This is a genomic window from Pseudarthrobacter sp. NamB4, assembly GCF_005796185.1.
GTDB lineage: Bacteria > Actinomycetota > Actinomycetes > Actinomycetales > Micrococcaceae > Arthrobacter.
On the sequence record NZ_VAHM01000019.1, the window covers coordinates 1 to 20,698 of the forward strand.

Sequence of the window (20,698 nt, forward strand, 5' to 3'; positions counted from 1 at the left end):
GGGGGAAAAGCGACATCAGGTGATAGAGCGTCGGGGGAAAAGCGACATCAGGTGATAGAGCGTCGGGGGAAAAGCGACATCAACTGCGGGAGGGTCCGAAGCGCAGGGTTGGGGCAGGAGTCGGTAAGCATTGCCCCAGTTCCCCTGATTCCGGCATTTTCGGCCGGTGCAGGCCACTAAGCTCGTCTTTGGCGTCAGCGGCTATGGGGGCTGACGCCCCTAAACTTCGTGCCCACAACCTGGGGAACTACATGTCCGGCTATACGTCCTTGCCCGAAACTACGCCTGCCTTCCGCACCCGGTGGACGGCTGCCGTCGTCCTTTCCGCGTTGCTGGCCCTCGTCAGCGGAAATCTGCCGGCTGTTGCTGCCGATGGCGCCACCACGGCCGATCCGTCCGCCGCCGTCGAGGCCGCGGACCTGCTGGAGACGCTTCCGGTGAAGGGCCGCGCGCCTAAGACGGGCTATGAGCGGTCACTGTTTGGTCCCACATGGGCGGACGTTGACCAGAACGGCTGCGACACCCGCAACGACATTCTCCAGCGCGACCTGACAGACATTACGTACACCAACAGCGTCCCGTGCAAGGTACAGTCGGGAGCCCTGGCGGACCCCTACACGGGCACAAGCATCAGTTTCGTCCGCGGGACAACCACCAGCAGCGCCGTACAGATCGACCACGTGGTGGCGCTCAGCGACGCGTGGCAGCAGGGGGCGCAGCAGTTGACTACGGAGCAGCGGACGGCGTTCGCCAACGATCCGCTGAACCTGCAGGCCACGGACGGTCCAACCAACCAGCAAAAGGGCGACGGCGACGCCGCCACCTGGCTGCCGCCTAACAAGGGTTTCCGCTGCGAGTACGTCGCGCGGCAGGTTTCCGTGAAGGCGCGGTACAGCCTGTGGGTGACGCAGGCCGAGCCCGACGCGATCGCGGGCATCCTGGCCGGCTGCCCCGGGCAGCAGGCGCCGGCCGCCGTCGAACCTGCCGCCCCTGCGCCCGTCTACTACGCCAACTGTGCAGAGGTGGTGGCTGCCGGAGCAGCGCCCCTGCACGCGGGCTCCGCCGGCTACCGCTCAGGGCTGGACGGCGACGGCGACGGCATCGCCTGCGAGGGGTAGCGCGACCGGCGGCGGGCTCCACATGCCGGGAAGGGGGCGTTGAGAGGGTCAGAGGCCGGGCTTGTTGATGGGCTTGTCCAGAGCAAGACTGATGGTCTGCCCCGGTGCCAGTTCCACGGTCGGCAGGTCAGTGAACTCGTAGCAGGTTCCGCCTGTGCCGGTGAGCGGGCCGTTAGCTGCCCGGAGGTCGGTCACGCTGAACCGGAAAGAGACCTGTTGTTCCGTGTCGCCGGGCGCCGTGGTGTAGGTGAGTGGAATGCCTTCGGCGTCGGCTGTACATCCTCCCAGTCCCACAGACAGCACAACAGTCACTACTGCAGTTCCCCAGCCCAGCACAGACGCTCCGCTGTGCCCGAAACACCGTTGATCTTTTCCACCATTACGCCCCACAAAAAGCCTCGGCGACGCCGGAGCGCAGTCCTCGTGGACCAAAGCGGGCAGAGTCCACGAGGGTCTTGCACCGCACTCCGTCGCCGGGAGGCCCTGGCACGCTCTGTTTCTAGTCACAATGAACGCCCGGCAGAGTACCTCGAATGGTCTATTCCGTAACAGCCACCGGAACCGTCTTGCCATTGTGAACTGCAGGAGTGCTGCGGCGGCGCCAGTAGGCGGCCAGCACCGCACCGGAAACGTTATGCCAGACCGAGAAGATGGCGCCGGGCAGGGCCGCTTCCGGGGTCAGATACTGCCGCGCCAAGCCTGCTGCAAGGCCAGAGTTCTGCATGCCGACCTCAATCGCGGTGGTACGCCGGGAAGGAACCGGCAGCCGGCACAGCCGCGCTGCGGCATAACCGAGGGCATAGCCCAGTCCGTTGTGCAGGATGACTGCTGCGAGAACCAGCAGGCCGGCTGCGAAGATCGCCTTGGCGCTTCCGGCCACCACCGCGACCACGACGACGGTGATGGCGAGTACGGAAATCCAGGGCAGTGCGGGCAGCACCCTGTTGACCAGACGGGGCAGGAAGAGCCGGATCACGAGTCCCAGCAGCACAGGGAACAGCACGATCTGGACGATGGACCATGCCATCGATCCGGCGTCCACCGGCATGTACTGGCCGGCCAGCCACAGCGCCAGCACCGGAGTCAGCAACGGGGCGATCAGTGTCGAAACGGTGGTCATCGCCACGGACAGGGCGACGTCGCCCTTGGCCAGGTAGGACACCACGTTGGAGGCGGTTCCACCGGGGCAGCAGCCCACCAGGATGACTCCCGCAGCCAGCGCCGGCGGCAGCCCGAGTGCGGCCGCTACCAGCCAACCAAGGAAGGGCATGATCGCGTACTGGGCCACCACGCCGATCACCACGGGGACAGGGCGCTTGGCAATGACGGCGAAGTCAGGGGGCGTCAGCGTCAGCCCCATGCCGAACATGATGACTCCCAGGAGCGGGTTGATCCAGGCGCCCAGCCCCGTGAAGGCGGTTGGGGCGGCAAGCGCTACGGCTCCTCCAGCGAGGATAAGAATCGGGAAAAGCGTGACGGCGAGGCGCGCGTTGCGTTCTTCGGCGGCAGACGCGGTGGCAGGTGTAGATAAAGAAGACATGACTACCGGAATATCACAGTGAGTGCTGGCTCTCGGAATCAGCCCAGGTTCATGACACGGGCAACGCCTTGCCCGAGCGGACCTTGAGCAGCAGCCAGACCGTCCGGGGGAGTGACCACAGAAGCGCCAGCCCGAGCACCGGCACCAGCATCACCCCGACATCGGGGAACTGGCGGATGATGACCGCCAAACCGGTGTCGAACCTTGCCGGAGCGTAGATAAAGCACAGCCAAAGCGCGAAGGCGTCCAGGGCAAGCGCTGCCAGGCCCACAACCAACAGTCGCTTCCTGCCCGCATTTCCGCGCGGCCTTGCAAGCAAAACCCGAAGTGCCAGCCACAGGCTGAGCAGCTCCGCGAGCAGCAGCACCAGCGCCACCGCCCAGCTGTACCGCTGCAGCCAGTCCTCGTGCACCACCGCCGGGATAGGCTCCTGGCCATGCAGGATCCGCAGGATGTTGGTGTCGATGGACTTCAGCCGGGACGGGGCGGAGGTGTCGTTGGCATTGATGACCAGGGCGACTCCCAGACCGGATGACGGCACCATCGCCAGGTAGGTGTGCGAGTTGCCCCACTCGCCCTGATGCTCGGCCAGCAGCGGCAGGTTCGCACCCGCTCCGCCAGCGCTTTCAGAGGGTGGGACGGACTCGACAAGGGGCCGGGTGAACCATCCCATGGCGTACATCTTGGATCCGTCCACCTGCACGCCGGGCTCCAGCATGGTCCGCACGCTCTCGGGCTGCAGGAGCCGGCGGTCCCGGTACTGACCTTCATTCAGCAGCATGATCAGTTCCTGGCCCAGATCATTCGCGGCGGCATACATCGTGCTGGACGGCATCCCGGTGGTGGGTGCGGGCACCTCCGTCTGCTGCCAAAAGCTGCCGAACCACCGGGAATGGCCTGCCGCGGCACCGTCGACGCGGGCAGCAGTGCGGGTGGGATGGCTGTTGGTCATGCCCAGCGGCTCGAAAACCTCCTGCCGCATGTAGTCCCCGAACGGCTGGCCGCTGACGGTCTGCACCAGGAGGCCGAGGATGTTGAAGTTGGCGTTGGCGTAGCCGAAGGATTCGCCCGGCGCACCAGCCAAAGGAGAGCCCGCCAGCGCCCGGACTCCTTCATCCAGGGCTTCCGGGCCCTCGGCGAAGGAGCCTTCGAAGGCAGTGTCCTTGGCCGCCATCCCGCTGGCTTGGTGCAGCAGGTGGCGGACGGTGATTCGGGACGCGCGGCTGTCCCGCAGGGTGAACCAGGGAATGAAGGTCTGCACCGGCTCGTCCAGGCGGAGCCTCCCGGCCTCCACCTGCTGCATCACGGCGACGGCGGTGAGGGACTTGGTGGTGGACGCCAGCAGCACAGGCGTGTCCGCGGTCATCGGCCGTCCGGAATCATCTGCCCTGCCGAAGGCTGCGGAGTGCACCCGGACACCGTCTCTAACAACGACGACGGCGGCACCTGGCAGGTCCATCTCCGCCATCTGCTCCCGCACGAAGTCGTCCGCCGCCTCGTACGCCTGATCAGGGCCTGCAGAAGGTGCAGCCTCCCGCGCTTCCATTGCGGCCGCCGTCGGCACCTGAAGGCAACCGAGAACCATAAGGCACAACAGGAAACAGCGCGTTAACCAGGAAATCCTCCGCATGCCCGCACCTGCACTTAGCCGACCGTCCCTTCACGCTATGGCCAGTGCAGGCGGAAAACAATGCGGAGGATCCCGTAAGTGGTTAGGAAACTACATATGCCTTGGGCAGCTTCAGGCCGCGTTCCTCCATCAGGGTGCGCAGGCGGGTGGGGTAGTCGGTGATGATGCCGTCCACGCCCAGGTCCATGAGGCGTTCCATGTCGGCGGTGGTGTTCACGGTCCACGGGATGACGGGCAGGCCGAGTTCGTGCGCTTCTGCGATCATTTGCGGGGTGACGGAGCGGAACGTGGGGGAGACGACATCGTAGCCTAACGCAGCTGCGGCCTTGGGGAGGGAACCGTCGTAGTCGTCGATGTCGATGCCGCCGAGGTTGGGGCTGGCGCCGGGCTGGCCGACACCCATCCAGGCGTCGCCGCTGGAGAGTGCCACGAGCGGCAGTTCGGGGGCGAGTTCCTTGCTGAGGTTCAGGGAGGACCAGTCGAAGGACTGCAGGGTGGTGCGGTCCGCCATTCCCGAGGCCTGGATCTCGGCCACCACGGCGCGGGTGAGTGATTCCATCCCGGCGCCGCCGATCTGGCTGCTTTCCACCTTGGTCTCGACGTTGAAGCGGACCTTGTGGGCGGCTGCGTTGCGGACCAGCTGGTAGACGTCCTTGAGTTCGGCGATCCGGTTGCCCTCAATGACGTCCTGTTCCGGGTAGCCGGCCAGCTGCGTATAGCCGCAGTCGAGGGTCTTGATCTGGGCGAGGGACAGTTCGGCCACGCGGTCGCCGACGTAGGGGAATTCGGGGTCGCCGGCGGTGGCGGGTGTGGTGTCGATGCACTTTGCGGCCTGGATGGTGTCGTCGTGCCAGACGATCACTTTGCCGTCCTCGGCCAGGTGGGTGTCCAGTTCCAGGGTGGTCACGCCCAAGGCGAGGGAGTTCGCGAACGCGGCCAGGGATTCCTCGGTCCATTCGCCGCGGCCGCCACGGTGGGACTGCAGGTCGAAGGAGCCGTTGCGCTCGTTCACCTTCAGGGCTGAGGTGGCGGCGCCGGCAGCGTTCGACGACGGCGTTCCGGCTTCGGGAGCAGGGCTTGCGACGGCGGGGCTCGCCATGGCGGCGATGAGGGCGGCGGCCGCCGCGGCGGTCAGGACTGTGCGCATGGGTGGTTTCCTCCAGCAAGAAACAAGGGGCGGCCTGTCGGCCGGTGACCCGTTCACCCTAGGGAAGGGAGGTTGCGGCTTGGTGTGCGCAGTTGAAGGGGAGGTTAACTGGAGGTGATGGTGACCGTCCCGGCATCGCCGTCCACGGTGACCTGCTGCCCGCTGCTGCCCGCTGCTGATCCGCTGCTTCGCAACCCCATGCCAAGGACGGCAGGGATTCCGTACTCCCGCGCCACGAGGGAGCTGTGGCTCAGCGGGACCACCGACGTCGGTCACCACAGCGGAGGCCATCGCGAACAGCGACGTCCACGCGGGGTGGTGATACAGGCCACCAAGACCTCGCCGGGCTGCATCAGGGGGAAATTCTGCGGGCCGCGCAGGGCCCGGGCCGGCGCGGTGACCCGGCCGGAGCTCGCCCGTATACTTGGACCGAAAGGGGGCCGTGATTAGGTAGCCAGGCGTATTGACTGCCTGTTACGGGGGGAATAGCGTCTGCCCTAACGGGGCCACACCCCCGTTTCTCACCGAATGAGGCGCAAGGGAAAGACCATGCCGAAGTATCTCTTTGAGGCAAATTACGTGGGTGACGGTATCAAGGGGCTCATGCAGGAAGGCGGCACCAAGCGGCGTGAAGCTTTGGAGAAGGCACTCAGCTCTGTAGGAGGATCGCTGGAGAGCTTTTACTACGCTTTTGGCTACTACGACGTCCTCGGCGTTTTCGAAGTGCCCGATGACGCAAGTGCTGCAGCGCTGTCGCTGCTGATCAACTCCACGGGCAACGTCAATGTCCGCCTGAAGCCGCTGCTGACGGCGGAGACCATCGACGAGGCGGCCAAGAAGACGCCGTCTTACCGTGCACCCGGACAGTAGGGGACAGAAGGACACTTTTTGGCACCTTGCCAGCGGGCCGCCGTCGTACATTACGACGGCGGCCTGCCGGCACCGGCGGAAGGATCGCCGCCGATGATTACTGCCCCGAAGTGACAAAAGTGCCGTAATGGTTACGCCATGCCATGGAGCGGCCGTTAGCATGATGTAAGAGAGACGCTGGGGGCTGTCACACATATCGAATTCAGGGCGATGCAGCCCGCCCTGGATGACGTGCTCAATTATTGGGGTGTTTTCTCATGTGGCGTGAGCCAATCAGGCGGCGAACCCGGGAACTTCTGAGGGAGTTTGTAGACCGGGCAGATGAACTCGTAAGAACCCAGGAACATGTGGAGGGGCTGCTCGGTGCCGTCGTTTCCCTGACGGAGGACCTTAGCCTGGAGGCGGTGCTGGACCGGGTGGTGCAGTCAGCGTGCGAACTTGTCGGCGCGCGGTACGGAGCCCTGGGCGTCATCGGCGATGACCAGCAGCTCAGCCACTTCATCACCGTCGGCATCGACGAAGAAGGGGCCCGGGTGATCGGTGACCTTCCCACCGGCCACGGCGTTCTGGGGCAACTGATCCGCGAACCCAAATCGTTGCGCCTCCATGACCTGGGCGAACATCCCATAGCGTCAGGTTTCCCGGCCAAGCATCCGCCGATGAAGACGTTCCTGGGCGTGCCGGTCCGGGTACGGGATGAGGTCTTCGGGAATCTTTACCTGACTGAAAAATTGGACGGCGTCGATTTCACGGCCGAGGACGAGGACCTGGCAGTGGCCCTTGCCTCTGCCGCCGGTGTGGCGATCCAGAACGCACGGTTGTTTGAGGACAGCACCAGCCGCCAGCGGTGGCTGGAGGCGGGAATGGAAGTCAGTGACAGCCTGAAGGCCCAGCCACGGTCCGATACCGAGAACCTGGACATGATCGCGGAGCGGGCACTTCACGCGTCGGCCTCGTCGTTGGCACTCATTGCCTCGGTGGCCGGGGACGGAAGCATTAGATGCCGGACATCGGTGGGGGCCCAGGCGGTGCCCGGCGGGCAGGAACTGCCCGGCGGGCCAGTGCTGGCTGAAGTGCTGGCGACGGGGGAAACCAGGGCGCTGACGGATCCGCTCGAGGTGTTTGACACGGCGTCGGCTGAAAAGCTTGGGCCGGTCCTGGTAGCAGCCCTGGGCAACAACAGTGACGGCCACCGCAACAGTGTATTGATCCTGGCCCGGCCTGCCGGTGGCACCCGCTACACGGACGTGGATGTTGAATCGAGCACTGTGTTCGCCTCCCGGATAGGCCTGACGCTGGACCTGCTGAAGGCGAACCAGCTGCGGGAAGAACATGCGTTGTTCATCGACAGGGAACGGATCGCAAGGGACCTGCACGACCTGGTGATTCAACGGCTGTTTGCGGCGGGGTTGAACATCCAGGGCCTGCGCCGGTACGCCTCGGACCCCCTCTGCCTTGAGCGCATCGCCGGTGTCACGGAGGAACTGGACGGCTGCATCCGCCAGCTTCGTGACACCATCTACTCGCTCCAGGCGCGGGGGTCCGACCAGGAACTGTTCAGCGGCCGCGTCCTCCGCGCCGTCCAGGAGACTGCCAGCGCCGCCGGTTTCCTTCCACGGATCCAGCTCTCCGGCCCTGTTGATGATGCTGTGGGACCGGAGATTGCCGACCAGCTGCTGCCGGTACTGCACGAGAGCGTCAGTAACGCGGTCAGGCACTCAGGGTCGGAGGACATCTACGTCCTGCTTGCGGCACAGGAGGACGAGGTGGTGCTCACCGTCCGGGACAACGGGCGCGGCTTTGAAGACCCGCAGCGGGTCAGCGGCTTGGACAACATGAGGAGCCGGGCCTCCCGTTTGGGGGGTACCTGCGTCATCCAGAGCTCTCCGGGTGAGGGCACAAGCGTGACTTGGTCAGTGCCCACGGCATAGGAGGGCCGCGCTGTCAGTGCAACGACTCCCGCATGATGCTGCTGCGTTCAGCGGGGGTGAGCTGGCGAAGGCGCCGGAAGCCCAGTTTCTCCAGTACGGAGGACACACAGGTGGCCACCGCCGTGTCCGGCAGCACCATCTCCTCCCCGATCTGCCGGTTGCTCAAGCCGCGGGCCATGTAGGCGAGTACGTTGCGCTCCTGCATGCTCATGGCTCCCATCCACGGGGCAGAAGCAGTTGCGCAGAGACTCTCGGCGACCCTTGCCCGGACCCCCGCACCTATCAGTGACCGGCCCAACGCGGCACTGCGGATGCCGTTGAACAGTTCGTTGTTGTCCCCGATCTGCTTGAGGACGTACCCGGACGCGGTGGCCAGGACCGCTGCCCGCACAGCGTGCTGTACATCCCAGCCGGTGAGGAGCAAGCATTTCACTTGGGGTGCAGTCGAGCGCAGATCACGGCATACCTCGATGCCGGTGCCGTCCGGCAACTGGTCATTCAGCAGGGCGATGTCCGGCTTCAGGGAGGCGATAAGGCGCAGGGCGTCTGCGGCTGATCCGCTTTCGCCGGCGATATCGAAGCCCTCCTGCTCGAGCAGGTCCCTCAGGCCCTGCCGGACCAGGCTGTGTTCGTTGACGATGAAGACCCGGACAGGCTGGACCGGGGACCAAACCGTGTGCGGGGGTGTTGCTGGTGTTTCCATGAAGACGCTTCCATCGGCTCGATGCCCTCCCCGGCCGCTTCTCTTCCAGCTGCCGCTCCTACGAAAGGAACCTCACTACATCATCCAGCACGCCACCCTCCCTCAGCAGGGCCGAAAGTCCGGATGCCCGTTAGCCGCGTGATGAGGACATGGCTGACTGCGCCCGTTCAGGCCGCCTTCGGCTGGGACCGGGCGAGGAAAGCCTCCAGCGCCTCAAGGGTGGCGTCTGCATCGCTGAAGGCCGGGTTGTTATAGGGATGCAGGCGGTGCAGCAGGCCGCCGTTGTACTGGAGGCGACGGCGGGCGGTGCTCACGGCGCGGCTGGCATACGTTACGTCGCCGGCGTGGCGAACCAGGGGGAGGGCCAGCCCTTGGATCGAGCTGAGGGCGACAGCGAGGACACTTGCGTCCATCTGGTGGCCCGCGGCGCGGTGGTGGCGGAGCTGGGCGGCGAACCCGTTCCAGACTTCCCGGGCTGCAATCCGGGCCACTTCCGTGCGTGCTTCGCCTTCCGGAAGCCCCTGGCTGGTGAGCTGCTCATGTAGGCACTTGAACCGGGTGGCGAGTTGTTCCGCTCGGGCCGCAGCTTCGCTGCCGTCCGATTGTGTGCGGTTGAAATTGGATGGGTGCAGGAGCATCGCCCTTCGGCGCGCTGCTTCCGCCTGCGAAGTCATGGCGGTGTGGAGCGTGAGAATGTCAGCGGGCATTCCGATCCTTTCACAGGACAGCCAGACCGGTGTCCACGTTGACACCGGCTGACGTGCTTTTTCGATTCATCCACGACGGAACGGGGGAGTTGCGCATGGAAAGCCGTTCCGGCCTCGCAACGTGAGGACCCGGACGGCGCCTCTACAAGAATGGCAAGAGTCATGAACCCGTCTATAGGGCTGAAAGTCCCGGACTTGATCCAACTCGCCAAGTAATTGTTCCGGCGGCCCCGTCCACCGTGATGCTCTGGCCGTCGCGCAGCCGGTGGTGCCATCCGGAACCACCACCACTGCGGGGATACAGTATTCCCGGGCCACCACCGCACCGTGCGACACCACGCCGCCCATCTCCGTCACCAAAGCGCCTGCTGTTATGAAGAGCGGTGTTCAGCCGGGATCCGTGGAAGGAGCCACCAGGATTTCCCCGGTTCAAGGTGGGCGCCCGCGGGATCCAGGACCACCCTGACTTTGCCGGTGGCGGTGCCGGCCGAGGCCGGAGTGCCCGTAAGGAATGACTTTTCTGCCGGTTGGCCACCTCTGATTCCACTGTTGCCATTCCACTGTTGCCACCGTGCCGCGGCAGCAGGATGATCGAAAGTGTTGGGCCCCCGCCTCTCAGGCGGGCTGGAAGAACGACGACGTGTGCCCAGCTAAGCGAGCGAGGCGGCGGTGAACGGGCATGACAGAGCACAGCGGGCAGACGCGGCGGTTGCAGGTATCTGACGTAAACGTCGTCAACAGGCGCACGCTGCGGAAGGCGCTGGGCGGGACCATCGTGGGCAACACGATGGAGTGGTACGACGTGGGCGTGTTCGGCTACCTCATCACCACCATGGGTCCGGTGTTCCTGCCGGAGGCGGACAGGGCCGTGCAGAACCTGTTCCTGCTGGGGACCTTCGGCGCCACCTTCATTGCCCGGCCGCTGGGCGGCATCTTCTTCGGCTGGCTGGGTGACAAGATCGGCCGCCAGAAGGTGCTGGCCATGACGCTGATGCTCATGGCCGTAGCGACGTTCGCCGTCGGCCTGCTGCCTGGCTACTCGGTGCTGGGCATCTGGGCGGCGGTGCTGCTGGTTTTCCTCAAGCTGGCGCAGGGCTTCTCCACCGGCGGGGAGTACTCGGGAGCCACCACGTTTGTGTGCGAGCATTCGCCGGACCGCCGCCGGGGCTTCTACGTCAGCTTCCTGGACATGGGCAGCTACCTCGGCTTCGCCGCGGGCGGACTGGTGGTGTCCATCCTGCAGCTGACGCTGGGCCAGGAGCAGATGGAGGCGTGGGGCTGGCGGATCCCGTTCCTGGTGGCCGGCCCGCTGGGCGCCGTGGCCGTCTACTTCCGGATGAAGATCGAGGAGTCGGCCGCCTTCAAGGCCACGCTGGAAGCCGAAGCCGTGGCGGCCAACCATCCCGAGACGGGGGAGGAGCTCCGCCCTGTTGGCCCAATCGGCATTCTGAAGGCGCATTGGCGGCCGATCCTGTTGGCCATGATCCTGGCGGCTGCTGCCAACACGGTGGCCTACGCCCTCACGTCCTACATGCCCACGTACCTGACCACCAACAAGGGGTACAGCGAGGTGGAAGGGACGCTGCTGACCATCCCGGTGCTGGTGGCGATGGCGTTGTGCATCCCGTTTACCGGGCTTCTCTCGGACCGGATCGGCCGCCGTCGCGTGCTGTGGATCGGTGCCTTGAGCACCGTAGTGTTCGCGGTTCCGGCCTTCCTGGCGATAGCGGCGGGCAGCCTCCAGGCAACGATTTTGGGCCTGGCCCTGCTCGCCTTCCCCGTGGCGTTCTCGGTGCCGAACCTCGCCTCGGCTCTGCCGGCGCTGTTTCCCACCGAGCACCGCTATTCCGCCATGGGTATCGCCTACAACCTGGCGGTGGCCATCTTCGGCGGGACGGCCCCGTTCATCATCGCGGCCCTGATCGGGCTGACCGGCGACGACATGGCGATTGCCTACTACCTCATGGCCGTGGCCGCCGTCGCCGCGGTGACCATTTACTTCCTGCCCGAATCTGCCCGGCGGCACCTGCCCGGGTCCATGCCGAACGTGGAGTCCGAGGAAGCGGCCCGGACGCTGGTGGAGACGCAGGACCACAACCCGCTGCTGGACGTGGAGACGCTGCCGTTCGAGGAAAGCTTCGAGATCGCGAGGGCGGAGCACAAGAGTGGGCCGGGAAAGCCGACGGTGATGTAAGTAAGGGCGTTCGACGGCGGCACTTGTCCAAGTGCCAAAGTCAGAACCCAGGCCTCGTCCAGGGGGTCGGTGAGCGCGTCCACCTCGTCGGCGAAGGCGGGCCTTCCCTGCAGGCTCAGCGGAGACCCCACCAATACCAGCGCCGCCACCTTTTCGGGATGTCCGGCGGCGAGCTGCTGGGCCACGTAGCCTCCGCTGGAGGAACCGACGACGGCGGCCCGCGGCAGGGCGAGCGCGTCCAGGATGGCGGCGGCGTCCTCCGCCTGCTCCGCCTGCTCCGCCAGGGAGTAGCCGTCCCCGGGTTTGTCCGCCTCACCGTGCCCGCGCAGGTCCGGCGCGTAAACGCGGCAGCCGGTGAGCCGGGGATCAGCCGGTCGAAGCTGCGGCGGGACTCGCCCCAGGCGTGAAGCAGCAGAACTGGCGGCGCGCCGCCGTCGTCCTCTCTGTTGTCTTTGCTGTTGTCCTGGACGAGGCACGGCACGGTGATGCCGGTGCGGAGGCGGAGGTGCCGGATATCGGCTGCTTCCATGGTTTCAGGGTACGCCGGGCACAGGTCTTGAGCGGTGGGGATTTAGCGCCATACAGTGTCTGCCTACGACACACTTCAGGAGAGATGACATGTCCCTTGTCCGCGTGCATAACTTCTCGGTCTCCCTCGACGGCTTCGGCACCGGTGAGGGCCAGCAGCCGGACGCCCCGTTCGGCCACGCAGGACCGCGGCTGCTGGAGTGGGCCTTCGAGACGCGGACCTTCCGCGCGATGGGCCTGCACGGGGAATCGGAAGGATCCTTCGGTGTAGACGAGGCGTTCGCCAGCCAGTGGGGAACCGGGGTCGGCGTCGAAATCATGGGCCGCAGCAAGTTCGGCCCCCAACGCGGGCCGTGGGAGGACGAGGAGTGGAAGGGGTGGTGGGGCGATAACCCGGTGTTCCACACTCCTGTGCTTGTCCTGACGCACCATCCCCGGCCGGTCCTTGAAATGGAGGGCGGAACAACGTTCCATTTCGTTGACGCGGACCCCGTCTCTGCACTGGAACAGGCCCGCGCCCTGGCACCCGGCCTGGACGTCAGGATCGGCGGCGGCGCCAGCACGGTGCGGCAGTTCCTCGAGGCCGACCTCATCGACCACATGCACATCGTCCTCGTGCCGATCCTCCTGGGCAGGGGTGAACGGCTCTGGGACGGACTCGAGGGGCTCGAGGAACGCTTTGACATTGAAGTGACCCCTTCGCCGCAAGGGGTGGTGCACCTGGTCTTCACCCGCCGCACGGCAGGAGGTGAGTGATGCTCAACGACAGTGACCTTCTGCGGGTGCTGCGGCGCCACTGGGAGTACTCCGGCAAGGACGAGGACATCGCCCACGAGATCTACCACGACGACGCAGTACTTGAGTTTCCCCAGTCCGGCGAACGGTTCGAAGGGGTGGAGAACTTCCGCGAATGGCGGCGGCAGTACCCGGCGAAGCTCAAGTTCCACACCCGGCGGATCACCCACCGTGAGGACCTGGTGGTGGTCGAGAACTTGATCAGCTACGACGGCGCCCCCTGGATGTACACCGTCAACATCCTGGAGTTCCGGGGCGACCGGGTCGCGCACGAGCGGATCTACATTATGGACGGCTGGGATGCGGCGGAATGGCGGAAGCCATGGCGCGCTACGGCGCCTGCGGACCCGCCACCGCCGGCTCCTTAGGAAAGCGGGCTCTCCAGATCTCAGGGAAAACGCGAGGCTGGTCCGTCGGCGGTGCACCTCACCCGCCCGGATTAACATGCGGCGGAAGGAGTTCCGTTCTTCACCCCTAAAAAGCTGAGCCAGACGCTGATCAATGCCAGCTGGCCAGCTGGCGGCTCAGGTATCCGGCTCACAGGCAGGTTCCAATGTTTTGGGGATGAAAAAAGACCACGTCCTGGTGGTCTTAGGTGGAGTCTTATTTCAAAGGGGAAATTTGCGCTTCATGATCTGATCGAAGGCATTCCGGACGGCACGGAGGCTTTCATCAGCATCGCTGATCTGCTGCAGCTCTCTTTGCATGGCAAGAATTTCTTCATAACGGTTATCCTCCGCCAGGTCCATGGGAAGGTATGGCCTGCCGTACAAATCAGCGTTGATGGCCTCGGAAAGTAGTGCATCGGCTAGGGCGCCGAGCACGATCACAGCTGCCCGTAGCCCAAACATGCTTTCCAAATCCTCGACGCGAATGCCCGGCGACCGTCCTGTGGAGATGGTGCCCCAGCCCTTTTCAACGGGCAGGGACGCCAATTCCTGCAGGCTCAGATCCGCTTCTTCGAGTGGCACCGTAAGGGAGCCCACCAAATGTCGACTGTCGGTGACAACTTCCAGGCGATCGCCGAGCATGCCCCGAACCACAAGGGGATACATGTTCACCTCAAGGAGCGGAAGTCCGTGCTCATCGCGTCGCTCCCTCTCTTCCCTCTGTTAAACAAGGGTCACCAAGCTCCGTGACAGCTGCAACCGTTCGCAGGCGACCCCTTCACCTCGTAAGCCTTGGGCAGTTTGAGGCCGCGTTCTTGCAGGAGGGTGCGTAGGCGGGTGGGGTAGTCGGTGATGATGCCGTCCACGCCCAGGTCCGTGAGGCGTTCCATGTCGGCGGTGGTGTTCACGGTCCACGGGATGACGGGCAGGCCGAGTTCGTGCGCTTCTGCGATCATTTGCGGGGTGACGGAGCGGAACGTGGGGGAGACGACGTCGTAGCCTAAAGCAGCTGCCGCTGGCCGCTCATCGGCCGGGTCTGCTGGCGCTGCTGGGAGGTTCACCAGCGGCTGAAAGGCTCTCAAACGGAGAGCGTCAGCGCCCCATTGACAGCCCCGAGGACCGGTGGGACGCTCAACTCATGTCCCGCGGGAGAACGGCGCGCTTCCTCAACATCCAGCCTTTCGGCATCGAGAAGGCGGCCGCCGCTGCAGGCCATGACCCTGAAGTCCTGCGGATGGAGAACCTGGACACGGACGTCGCCCCACCGCCGTCCGCCGTGGCAGTGACCCGGCAGGCTGTTGGCCGCCGGGATGCGAACAGCTGGCTGCCTTTCACCGGGCTGGGGCAGTTGCGCCAAGTGGTTGCGGATCAGCTCAGCGCCCAGACGGGCCGCACTTATGACCCCGTCACGGAAGTAGCCATCACCGGCGGTGCGCTCGCTGGCCTGCTCAGCGCCCTGCTTGCCACTGTCGATCACGGCGACGAGGTGGTGGTCACCGATCCGACGTACGCGGGGTTCATTAACCGCATCAGGCTCGCCGGCGCCACCCCCGTCTTCGTGCCGCTCAGGGTGGTGGACGGCCGCTGGCGGCTGGACCTGGACCGGCTTGCTTCGGCTGTCACCCAAAAGACGCGCGCCCTGCTGCTGATGAGCCCGTCCATGCCGTCCGGGCATGTGTTCACCGATGCCGAATGGGACGCCGTCGCCGAAGCCTGTTCAGCGGCCGACTGCTGGTTGCTGTACGACGCAGCCATGGACAAAATTCTTTTTGACGGCCTGCGCTCCCGCCACCCGGCCTCCCTGGAGCAGTTGGCGGAGCGCACCATCACGCTGGGCGGCGTGTCCAAAAACTACAGGATGATCGGCTGGCGCATCGGCTGGGCAGTCGGGCCCGCAGAGGTGATGAGGGACGTGGCGCTGGCGGCAACGTACAACACCACCGTGGCCAGCGGTTTCGGACAACTTGGCGCGGCCGCCGCGCTCACGGCTTCCCGGGACGGGGGCGACGGCGTGGCTGCCGCGGTGGCCGACTGGCAGGCCCGCCGGGACCTGATTGTCCGGGAGCTGGCCGGGCTCCCGGTGGTCAAGCCCGACGGCGGGTGGTCGCTCCTGGTGAACGCGGGCGCCCTCGGACTGAAGGCGCCCGAACTCTCGCAGCGGCTGCTTCAGCACGGGCGCATTGCCGCGACGCCGATGACGGAGTGGGGACAGCACGTGGCACCGGAGTACGTCCGCCTGGTCTATTCCGCAGAGCCGCTGGAGCGCCTGAAGGGAATCGGGGAGCGGTTCGGCGCAGCGCTGCGCTGAGCACCTGGGAGCCTTCGTCAGCCAGCTGCCTGGATCAGGAATCCTGGTTTACGGCAACCACGATCTTGCCGCGGGTGTGCCCTTTCATGTTGGACCGGAAGGCATCAGCGGCTTTTTCCAGCGGAAAGACCTCGGCAACTTCCACCCGCATCTTGCGGCTGTCGACCAGGTCGGCGAGTTCCTGCAGGTCGGTCCCCACCGGCTTGACCCACATCCAGTCGCCGCCGTGCTCTTCCACTTCACTGTCGGCGATCGAGGCATGGCGGCCTCCTTCGGCCAGCACGGCCAGCGTCGCCTCGAGGTTTCCGCCTACGAAATCGGCAACGACGTCCACACCGTCAGGTCGCAGTGCGCGGACGCGCTCTGCGAGCCCTTCCCCGTAGGCAACCGGCTCGGCTCCCAGGGAGCGGAGGAACTCGTGGTTCTTCTCCGAGGCAGTGGCAATGACATCGGCACCGAGGGCCACGGCGATCTGGATGCCCAGGGAGCCCACGCCTCCGGCACCTCCGTGGATCAGGACAGTTTCGCCGGACTTCAGGCCCAGCCGGTTGAGGACCTGGTAGGCGGTCAGGCCGGCCAGCGGCAGGCCCGCAGATTCGTTCCACCCGAGCGAGGCTGGCTTCCGGGCAAGGAGCCGCTCCGGCAGCGCGATGTACTCGGCAAAGCTTCCACCGTGGACGTAGTCCTTGCGGCCGTAGGCGATGACCTCGTCGCCGGGCTGGAACTGCCGGGCGTCGATTCCCAGCGATTCCACAACCCCTGCTACATCCCAGCCGGGAATGGCGGGAAACTGCAGATCCATGACGGCGTCCAGGTACCCGGCCATGATTTTCCAGTCCACCGGGTTCACCGCGGCTGCCTTGACTTTGACCAGGACCATTCCCGGCCCGACTTTCGGCATTGGCTGATCGCCGAATTCGAGGACTTCCGGGTTTCCGTATGAGCTGTAAGTGATTGCCTTCATGCCTGGCACAACGGCACAGTCATGCTTAGCTATTCCGGATCCCTCATGAAGTGGCGAACAGCACGGGGAGATAGGCTCCCCGGCCATGCAGGCATGCAACGACGGCCTGCCGCGCAGAATCACGATCACTCATCCTGGGCCAGCCCAGGAGAAGCCGAAGAACAGCACGACGCCGAGGCTTTGCGGGCCGAGAAGGACGCCATCAAGGCCGCTGCCGCGGTGGAAGCGGAGCAGCAACCCCTACGCTGACTACACTGACGGCCATCCGGATGGCAAGGGTGGCCGTGAGTTTATGTCCGGTGAACCAACCGCTGACTAGTCCGGACTGAGGTGAACCGCATGATGCATGACAACGAAAACGGAGAGGCCCTGCACGGAGCACGGAGAGGTCATCGCCCGGGAGCTCCTGCACAGCTTCCTGCCCCTGGCGAGCCCCTTTGATGAGCATCGCCTGATAGCGGACCTCGAGACCTGGACCACTCTTGAAGGGTGGTTTGGTGACGCCGGCAGCCTTGAGGTCTGGATACGCGGCTCAGACCTTCCGCCGGCCGGTTTGGGAACGCCTGGTGCCTCATCCGGACGGGCTGAACCATCCCCGACCGCGGGCATGGTCAGACTGGAACACGCAGTATCTTGGCGAAGTCCGCGGCGTGGGTAGCAGGCCACCAGTGGCCGGCCTTCACTTTCGTCACCCTGAGCCTAGGAACCCAATCACTCAAGCCGTCGATCAGGTTCGGGGAGACGAAAGGGTCCTTGACCGGAACAATCACATGGACAGGAACCAGTACCCGACGCGGCGGCTGGCGGCTGGACTGGAAGTTTTCCCGGTAGAGAGCAAGCCCGCGGATGGGATTGTTGCCTACCTCGCGCCCGGTGGCCCGCTCGTAGGAGCCGGTAAGGAAAAGACGCCAAAGCGCTTCGGGCAACAAGGGAATCTGGAAAACGGCAATGTACGAGCTGCGCAGGAGTTGTCCCAATAGCTGTGCCCAGCCACGCGGGTGCCGCAGCCTGCCACGTATCCACCAGGAAAAATGCTGCAGGTCCGGCCCGGACACGCTCGTGAAGTGGCTGATCCTTCCGGCGGCACGTGGGTCCTGGACTGCTGCCCACGCCTGAATGGACCCCCAGTCGTGGCCCACGAGGTGCACGGGCGGGGCATGCGTTGCCGCCAGCACGGCATACAGATCATCCACCAGAACCTGCAGCGCAAAGCTCCCGGGCTTGTCGGTGACGGATGATGATCCGGCATTGCGGGTGTCATAAGCGATGATGTGGCATGTTTCCGCCAGCTCCTGGATGAGCGGAAGGTATAGGCGGTGGTCGTCCGGGTAGCCATGAACCAGGAGCAGGGTGGGGACGCCGGCTACCGGCTCCGGGCCGTATCTGAATACCGCTAGTTCCGCCCCCTCGGTTACGACGCTCAAGTGCCTTTCATTCCAGCTCATCACCGGCAAAGCCTATAGCTTTACTGTGGTCACCAGCCCTTACTGAGAGGCCGGGGGCGTCCTATACTGCGGAAGAGCGAAAGCTACCCCGCCACCGCCGCCTTGGCTGTCTGCGACGCCTTCATCCACTCGCTCAGCCACGGCGCTCGGACCGTGGACGTGACCCGGCAGTCAGCCACGAAGGTTCCCTTGGCGCCGGCGTGGATCCAGTCCTGAAGCACGGACAGGTCACCAAGGGACCGGACCACAGCAGACTCCGCACCCAAAGCCCGTGCAACACCGCTGAAGTCCACCTCGGGAATCAGCATGGGCTTCTCGGTCAGGCCTTGGGATCCATACTGGTGGATCTCGGCCCCGTACGCGGCGTCGTTGTAGATCACCACGACGGCGCTGCGGCCGGCGGCGATTAGCGATTCGAGATCTGACAGGCCCATCAGGAACCCGCCGTCGCCCGAGGCCAGCACCAGAGTGCGGCCCTCTTCTAAAGCCCGGGCTGCCCCGACGGCGCTCGCAAGCCCCAGCCCAATCGTCTGGTATGCGGTCCCCACCATTACCAGGTCCTGCGGCCGCGGGACGTTCCAGTACATGGGCGCCCACCCGATGAAGTGCCCGCCGTCCTGGACCACCGTGCGGCGCTCCGGCAACACGGCATCCAGCGCCGTGGCCAAGGCGCGCGGATCCAGCCGGCCGTCTGGGGTCTCAGCCGTGCCCGGATCGTGGCCGGGTCCGGAAGCGAGTCGACGGCGGGCTTCCGCGCGCCAGCCCTCCGCCGCGGCTTCACCATTAAGCAACGAAAGGATGCGTCCCGCAGCGGACTTCGCATCCGAACGGACAAACAAGTCCACCCGGGGGTTGGTCGGCTCCACCGCGGTGTCGACCTGGATGACCGTGCTGTCCGGGCCGAGCAGGTGCCCGAACCGCATGGTGAACGGGCTCAGGCTCGCCCCGGCCACCAGGACCACGTCGGCCTCGCCCATGAGCCCGGCCGCGGTGTCGGTGCCGAAACCGCCCGCGACGCCCAGGTACCCCTCGCCTTTGAGGAGGTTGAGCGCCAGTGCGGTTCCGGCGGTCAGTGCGCCGAGCCGGTCGGCGAGTTCGAGGAGTTCCGGGCCGGCGCCGGCGAGGTGCGCGCCCCGGCCGGCCAGGATCAGCGGCCGCCTGGCATCGGCGAGCAGGCGGGCAACCTGCCCAAGGCCGCCGTCGACGTCGTCCGTCACCTTTGCTGCCAGCGGCTCGGGAAGTTCTTCGTCCGCAGCCTCGAGCGCGGCGAGGTCGTAGGGGATGGCCAGCACGACGGCGGTGCGCCGGGTGAGTGCGTACTCCAGCGCCTGCCGGGTGATGGCACCTGCGGCGTCGCGGGTGACGGTGAAGGTTGTCGCGCCGAGGCCGGCGGCAATGGCCGCCTGGTCGACGTCCCAAGGTCGGGCGCCGCTGGTGGGCGCGTCCCCGGTGACCAGCACGACCGGGATCTGCGCCTGCACCGCTTCGGCCAGGGCGGTGAGCGCGTTGGTGTAGCCGGGGCCGTAGGTGGTGGTGCCGGCAGCGAGGCGTCCGGACGCCCGATAGTAGGCGTCAGCCGCAGCGATGGCGGCGCCTTCATGCCGGACGGGGGAGAAGCGCAGGCCCTGCTTCTCCGCGGCGTCCAGGAAATAGACATTGCCGTTGCCCATGACGCCGAAGACGTCGCTGACATAGCTGCTGAGAACCTGTGCCACCCGGCCGGAGACGGTAAGTGAAGTCATGCAGGAATCGTGTGGCCTGCATCCCACATTTGCAATACCGCTTGTTGCTCCTGGGACTTTTGGCAGTAGAAAGAGCTCAGGGTGACAATTTGCCCATGTGTGGTGCGCGTCACCCGCGCTTAGTCCGTAGTGCGGGATTCCTCCTCGGACAGGCGGCTGATGAGCCCGTCGTAGCGGGGCGGCATGAGTTCCATGACGGAGATGGCGGTGCTGGTCCGCTGGATCCCGTCGATCTCCAGGATCTGGTTGGTGATGCGGTAGAGGTCGGCGGTGCCGCGGGCCACCACCTTGGCCATGAGGTCCGCGTCGCCGGTGGTGGCGTGCACCTCGATGACCTCCGGGATCGCGGCCAGGCCGTTTTCTACCGAGCCGAACCGCGTCTGGCTGATTTCCAGGGAGAGGAAGGCCATCAGTTCGTAGCCCAGCGCGGCCGGGTCCAGCCTGCGGCTGAAGGAGCGGAGCGCGCCGCTGCGCTCCAGCCGCGCCAGCCGGGCGTGGACGGTGTTGCGTGCGACGCCGAGTGTCCGGGAGAGTGCCAGGGCGCTGGCTTCGGGGTCCTTGTCCAAGGCAAGGATGATCCTGCCGTCGAGGGAATCGAGGGTGCGAGAGTTCGCGATGGTCATATTTTCACCACAGATGCTAGAAGTTGAGCAAAAGTCCCAATGGCTTGAGCGTATCTTGCGATGT

General features: G+C 65.5%; 21 protein-coding genes and 2 pseudogenes. 8 read left to right on the forward strand and 15 right to left on the reverse strand.

Annotation, left to right across the window (positions count from 1 at the left end; all coding sequences use genetic code 11):
• Positions 1-203: 203 nt before the first annotated feature.
• Positions 204-1,118, forward strand: a complete 915-nt coding sequence (locus FDW81_RS15670; RefSeq protein WP_240720334.1) for a DUF1524 domain-containing protein — start codon at positions 204-206, stop codon at positions 1,116-1,118.
• Between the two features lie 48 nt (positions 1,119-1,166).
• Here the strand turns inward: FDW81_RS15670 and FDW81_RS15675 are convergent, their stop codons facing one another.
• The 5 genes from FDW81_RS15675 to FDW81_RS18505 form a co-directional block, all read right to left on the reverse strand.
• Positions 1,167-1,430, reverse strand: a complete 264-nt coding sequence (locus tag FDW81_RS15675; protein WP_138135148.1) for a hypothetical protein — start codon at positions 1,428-1,430, stop codon at positions 1,167-1,169.
• Between the two features lie 226 nt (positions 1,431-1,656).
• Entirely contained in the window at positions 1,657-2,658 is a 1,002-nt protein-coding gene (locus FDW81_RS15680) for a bile acid:sodium symporter family protein (RefSeq protein ID WP_138135149.1), read from the reverse strand.
• Between the two features lie 49 nt (positions 2,659-2,707).
• Positions 2,708-4,204 carry a serine hydrolase domain-containing protein gene (locus tag FDW81_RS15685; protein WP_370279104.1) on the reverse strand — a complete coding sequence of 499 codons (1,497 nt, stop codon included), beginning with the start codon at positions 4,202-4,204 and terminating at the stop codon, positions 2,708-2,710.
• 166 nt (positions 4,205-4,370) lie between these two features.
• Positions 4,371-5,435: a glycerophosphodiester phosphodiesterase family protein gene (locus FDW81_RS15690; protein WP_138135151.1), complete on the reverse strand. Its 1,065-nt coding sequence runs from the start codon at positions 5,433-5,435 to the stop codon at positions 4,371-4,373.
• 104 nt (positions 5,436-5,539) lie between these two features.
• Complete coding sequence (locus tag FDW81_RS18505; protein WP_240720336.1) at positions 5,540-5,698, reverse strand: PEP-utilizing enzyme; 159 nt, start codon at positions 5,696-5,698, stop codon at positions 5,540-5,542.
• A 286-nt stretch (positions 5,699-5,984) separates the two neighbouring features.
• On the opposite strand from FDW81_RS18505, the gene FDW81_RS15700 reads away from it, so the two are divergent.
• Positions 5,985-6,305: a GYD domain-containing protein gene (locus FDW81_RS15700; protein WP_138135152.1), complete on the forward strand. Its 321-nt coding sequence runs from the start codon at positions 5,985-5,987 to the stop codon at positions 6,303-6,305.
• A gap of 257 nt (positions 6,306-6,562) precedes the next feature.
• On the forward strand, positions 6,563-8,236 hold the full coding sequence (locus tag FDW81_RS15705) for a GAF domain-containing protein (protein WP_138135153.1): 1,674 nt from the start codon (positions 6,563-6,565) through the stop codon (positions 8,234-8,236).
• A 13-nt stretch (positions 8,237-8,249) separates the two neighbouring features.
• Here FDW81_RS15705 and FDW81_RS15710 read toward each other — a convergent pair whose 3' ends face one another.
• The 3 genes and pseudogenes from FDW81_RS15710 to FDW81_RS15720 form a co-directional block, all read right to left on the reverse strand.
• Positions 8,250-8,939 (reverse strand): response regulator transcription factor, encoded by a 690-nt coding sequence (locus FDW81_RS15710; RefSeq protein WP_138135154.1) that lies wholly within the window; start codon positions 8,937-8,939, stop codon positions 8,250-8,252.
• Between the two features lie 167 nt (positions 8,940-9,106).
• Positions 9,107-9,646 (reverse strand): hypothetical protein, encoded by a 540-nt coding sequence (locus tag FDW81_RS15715; RefSeq protein ID WP_138135155.1) that lies wholly within the window; start codon positions 9,644-9,646, stop codon positions 9,107-9,109.
• Between the two features lie 172 nt (positions 9,647-9,818).
• A pseudogene (locus FDW81_RS15720) lies at positions 9,819-10,155 on the reverse strand (PEP-utilizing enzyme); the annotation flags it as partial.
• 170 nt (positions 10,156-10,325) lie between these two features.
• Between FDW81_RS15720 and FDW81_RS15725 the strand changes: the two are divergent.
• On the forward strand, positions 10,326-11,840 hold the full coding sequence (locus FDW81_RS15725) for an MFS transporter (protein WP_138135156.1): 1,515 nt from the start codon (positions 10,326-10,328) through the stop codon (positions 11,838-11,840).
• Positions 11,841-11,932: 92 nt separating this feature from the next.
• On the opposite strand, the pseudogene FDW81_RS15730 reads toward FDW81_RS15725, so the two are convergent.
• Positions 11,933-12,316, reverse strand: a pseudogene (locus FDW81_RS15730) (alpha/beta fold hydrolase); the annotation flags it as partial.
• A gap of 142 nt (positions 12,317-12,458) precedes the next feature.
• On the opposite strand from FDW81_RS15730, the gene FDW81_RS15735 reads away from it, so the two are divergent.
• Together FDW81_RS15735 and FDW81_RS15740 are read left to right on the forward strand one after the other, a co-directional pair.
• Positions 12,459-13,124 (forward strand): dihydrofolate reductase family protein, encoded by a 666-nt coding sequence (locus FDW81_RS15735; protein ID WP_138135157.1) that lies wholly within the window; start codon positions 12,459-12,461, stop codon positions 13,122-13,124.
• Positions 13,124-13,531, forward strand: coding sequence for a nuclear transport factor 2 family protein (locus FDW81_RS15740; RefSeq protein ID WP_138135158.1), 408 nt, complete (start codon positions 13,124-13,126; stop codon positions 13,529-13,531). The genes FDW81_RS15735 and FDW81_RS15740 overlap by 1 nt, the downstream gene beginning before the upstream one ends.
• A gap of 240 nt (positions 13,532-13,771) precedes the next feature.
• Here FDW81_RS15740 and FDW81_RS15745 read toward each other — a convergent pair whose 3' ends face one another.
• Complete coding sequence (locus FDW81_RS15745) at positions 13,772-14,194, reverse strand: hypothetical protein (protein WP_138135159.1); 423 nt, start codon at positions 14,192-14,194, stop codon at positions 13,772-13,774.
• A 92-nt stretch (positions 14,195-14,286) separates the two neighbouring features.
• Positions 14,287-14,613 carry a glycerophosphodiester phosphodiesterase family protein gene (locus tag FDW81_RS15750; RefSeq protein WP_240720338.1) on the reverse strand — a complete coding sequence of 109 codons (327 nt, stop codon included), beginning with the start codon at positions 14,611-14,613 and terminating at the stop codon, positions 14,287-14,289.
• 77 nt (positions 14,614-14,690) lie between these two features.
• On the opposite strand from FDW81_RS15750, the gene FDW81_RS15755 reads away from it, so the two are divergent.
• Positions 14,691-15,860 (forward strand): pyridoxal phosphate-dependent aminotransferase, encoded by a 1,170-nt coding sequence (locus FDW81_RS15755; RefSeq protein ID WP_138135160.1) that lies wholly within the window; start codon positions 14,691-14,693, stop codon positions 15,858-15,860.
• A 34-nt stretch (positions 15,861-15,894) separates the two neighbouring features.
• On the opposite strand, the gene FDW81_RS15760 is transcribed toward FDW81_RS15755, so the two are convergent.
• Complete coding sequence (locus tag FDW81_RS15760; protein ID WP_138135161.1) at positions 15,895-16,824, reverse strand: NADP-dependent oxidoreductase; 930 nt, start codon at positions 16,822-16,824, stop codon at positions 15,895-15,897.
• A 45-nt stretch (positions 16,825-16,869) separates the two neighbouring features.
• Between FDW81_RS15760 and FDW81_RS18175 the strand changes: the two genes are divergently transcribed.
• Positions 16,870-17,073, forward strand: a complete 204-nt coding sequence (locus FDW81_RS18175; protein ID WP_205754627.1) for a hypothetical protein — start codon at positions 16,870-16,872, stop codon at positions 17,071-17,073.
• Between the two features lie 362 nt (positions 17,074-17,435).
• Here the strand turns inward: FDW81_RS18175 and FDW81_RS15765 are convergent, their stop codons facing one another.
• The 3 genes from FDW81_RS15765 to FDW81_RS15775 form a co-directional block, all read right to left on the reverse strand.
• A complete protein-coding gene (locus FDW81_RS15765; RefSeq protein ID WP_240720340.1) occupies positions 17,436-18,248 on the reverse strand; it encodes an alpha/beta fold hydrolase in 813 nt (270 codons plus the stop codon).
• A 104-nt stretch (positions 18,249-18,352) separates the two neighbouring features.
• The gene (locus tag FDW81_RS15770; protein WP_138135163.1) at positions 18,353-20,011 is read right to left on the reverse strand and encodes a thiamine pyrophosphate-binding protein; all 1,659 of its coding nucleotides are present in this window, start codon (positions 20,009-20,011) and stop codon (positions 18,353-18,355) included.
• A 119-nt stretch (positions 20,012-20,130) separates the two neighbouring features.
• On the reverse strand, positions 20,131-20,634 hold the full coding sequence (locus tag FDW81_RS15775; protein ID WP_138135164.1) for an Lrp/AsnC family transcriptional regulator: 504 nt from the start codon (positions 20,632-20,634) through the stop codon (positions 20,131-20,133).
• Positions 20,635-20,698 lie beyond the last annotated feature (64 nt).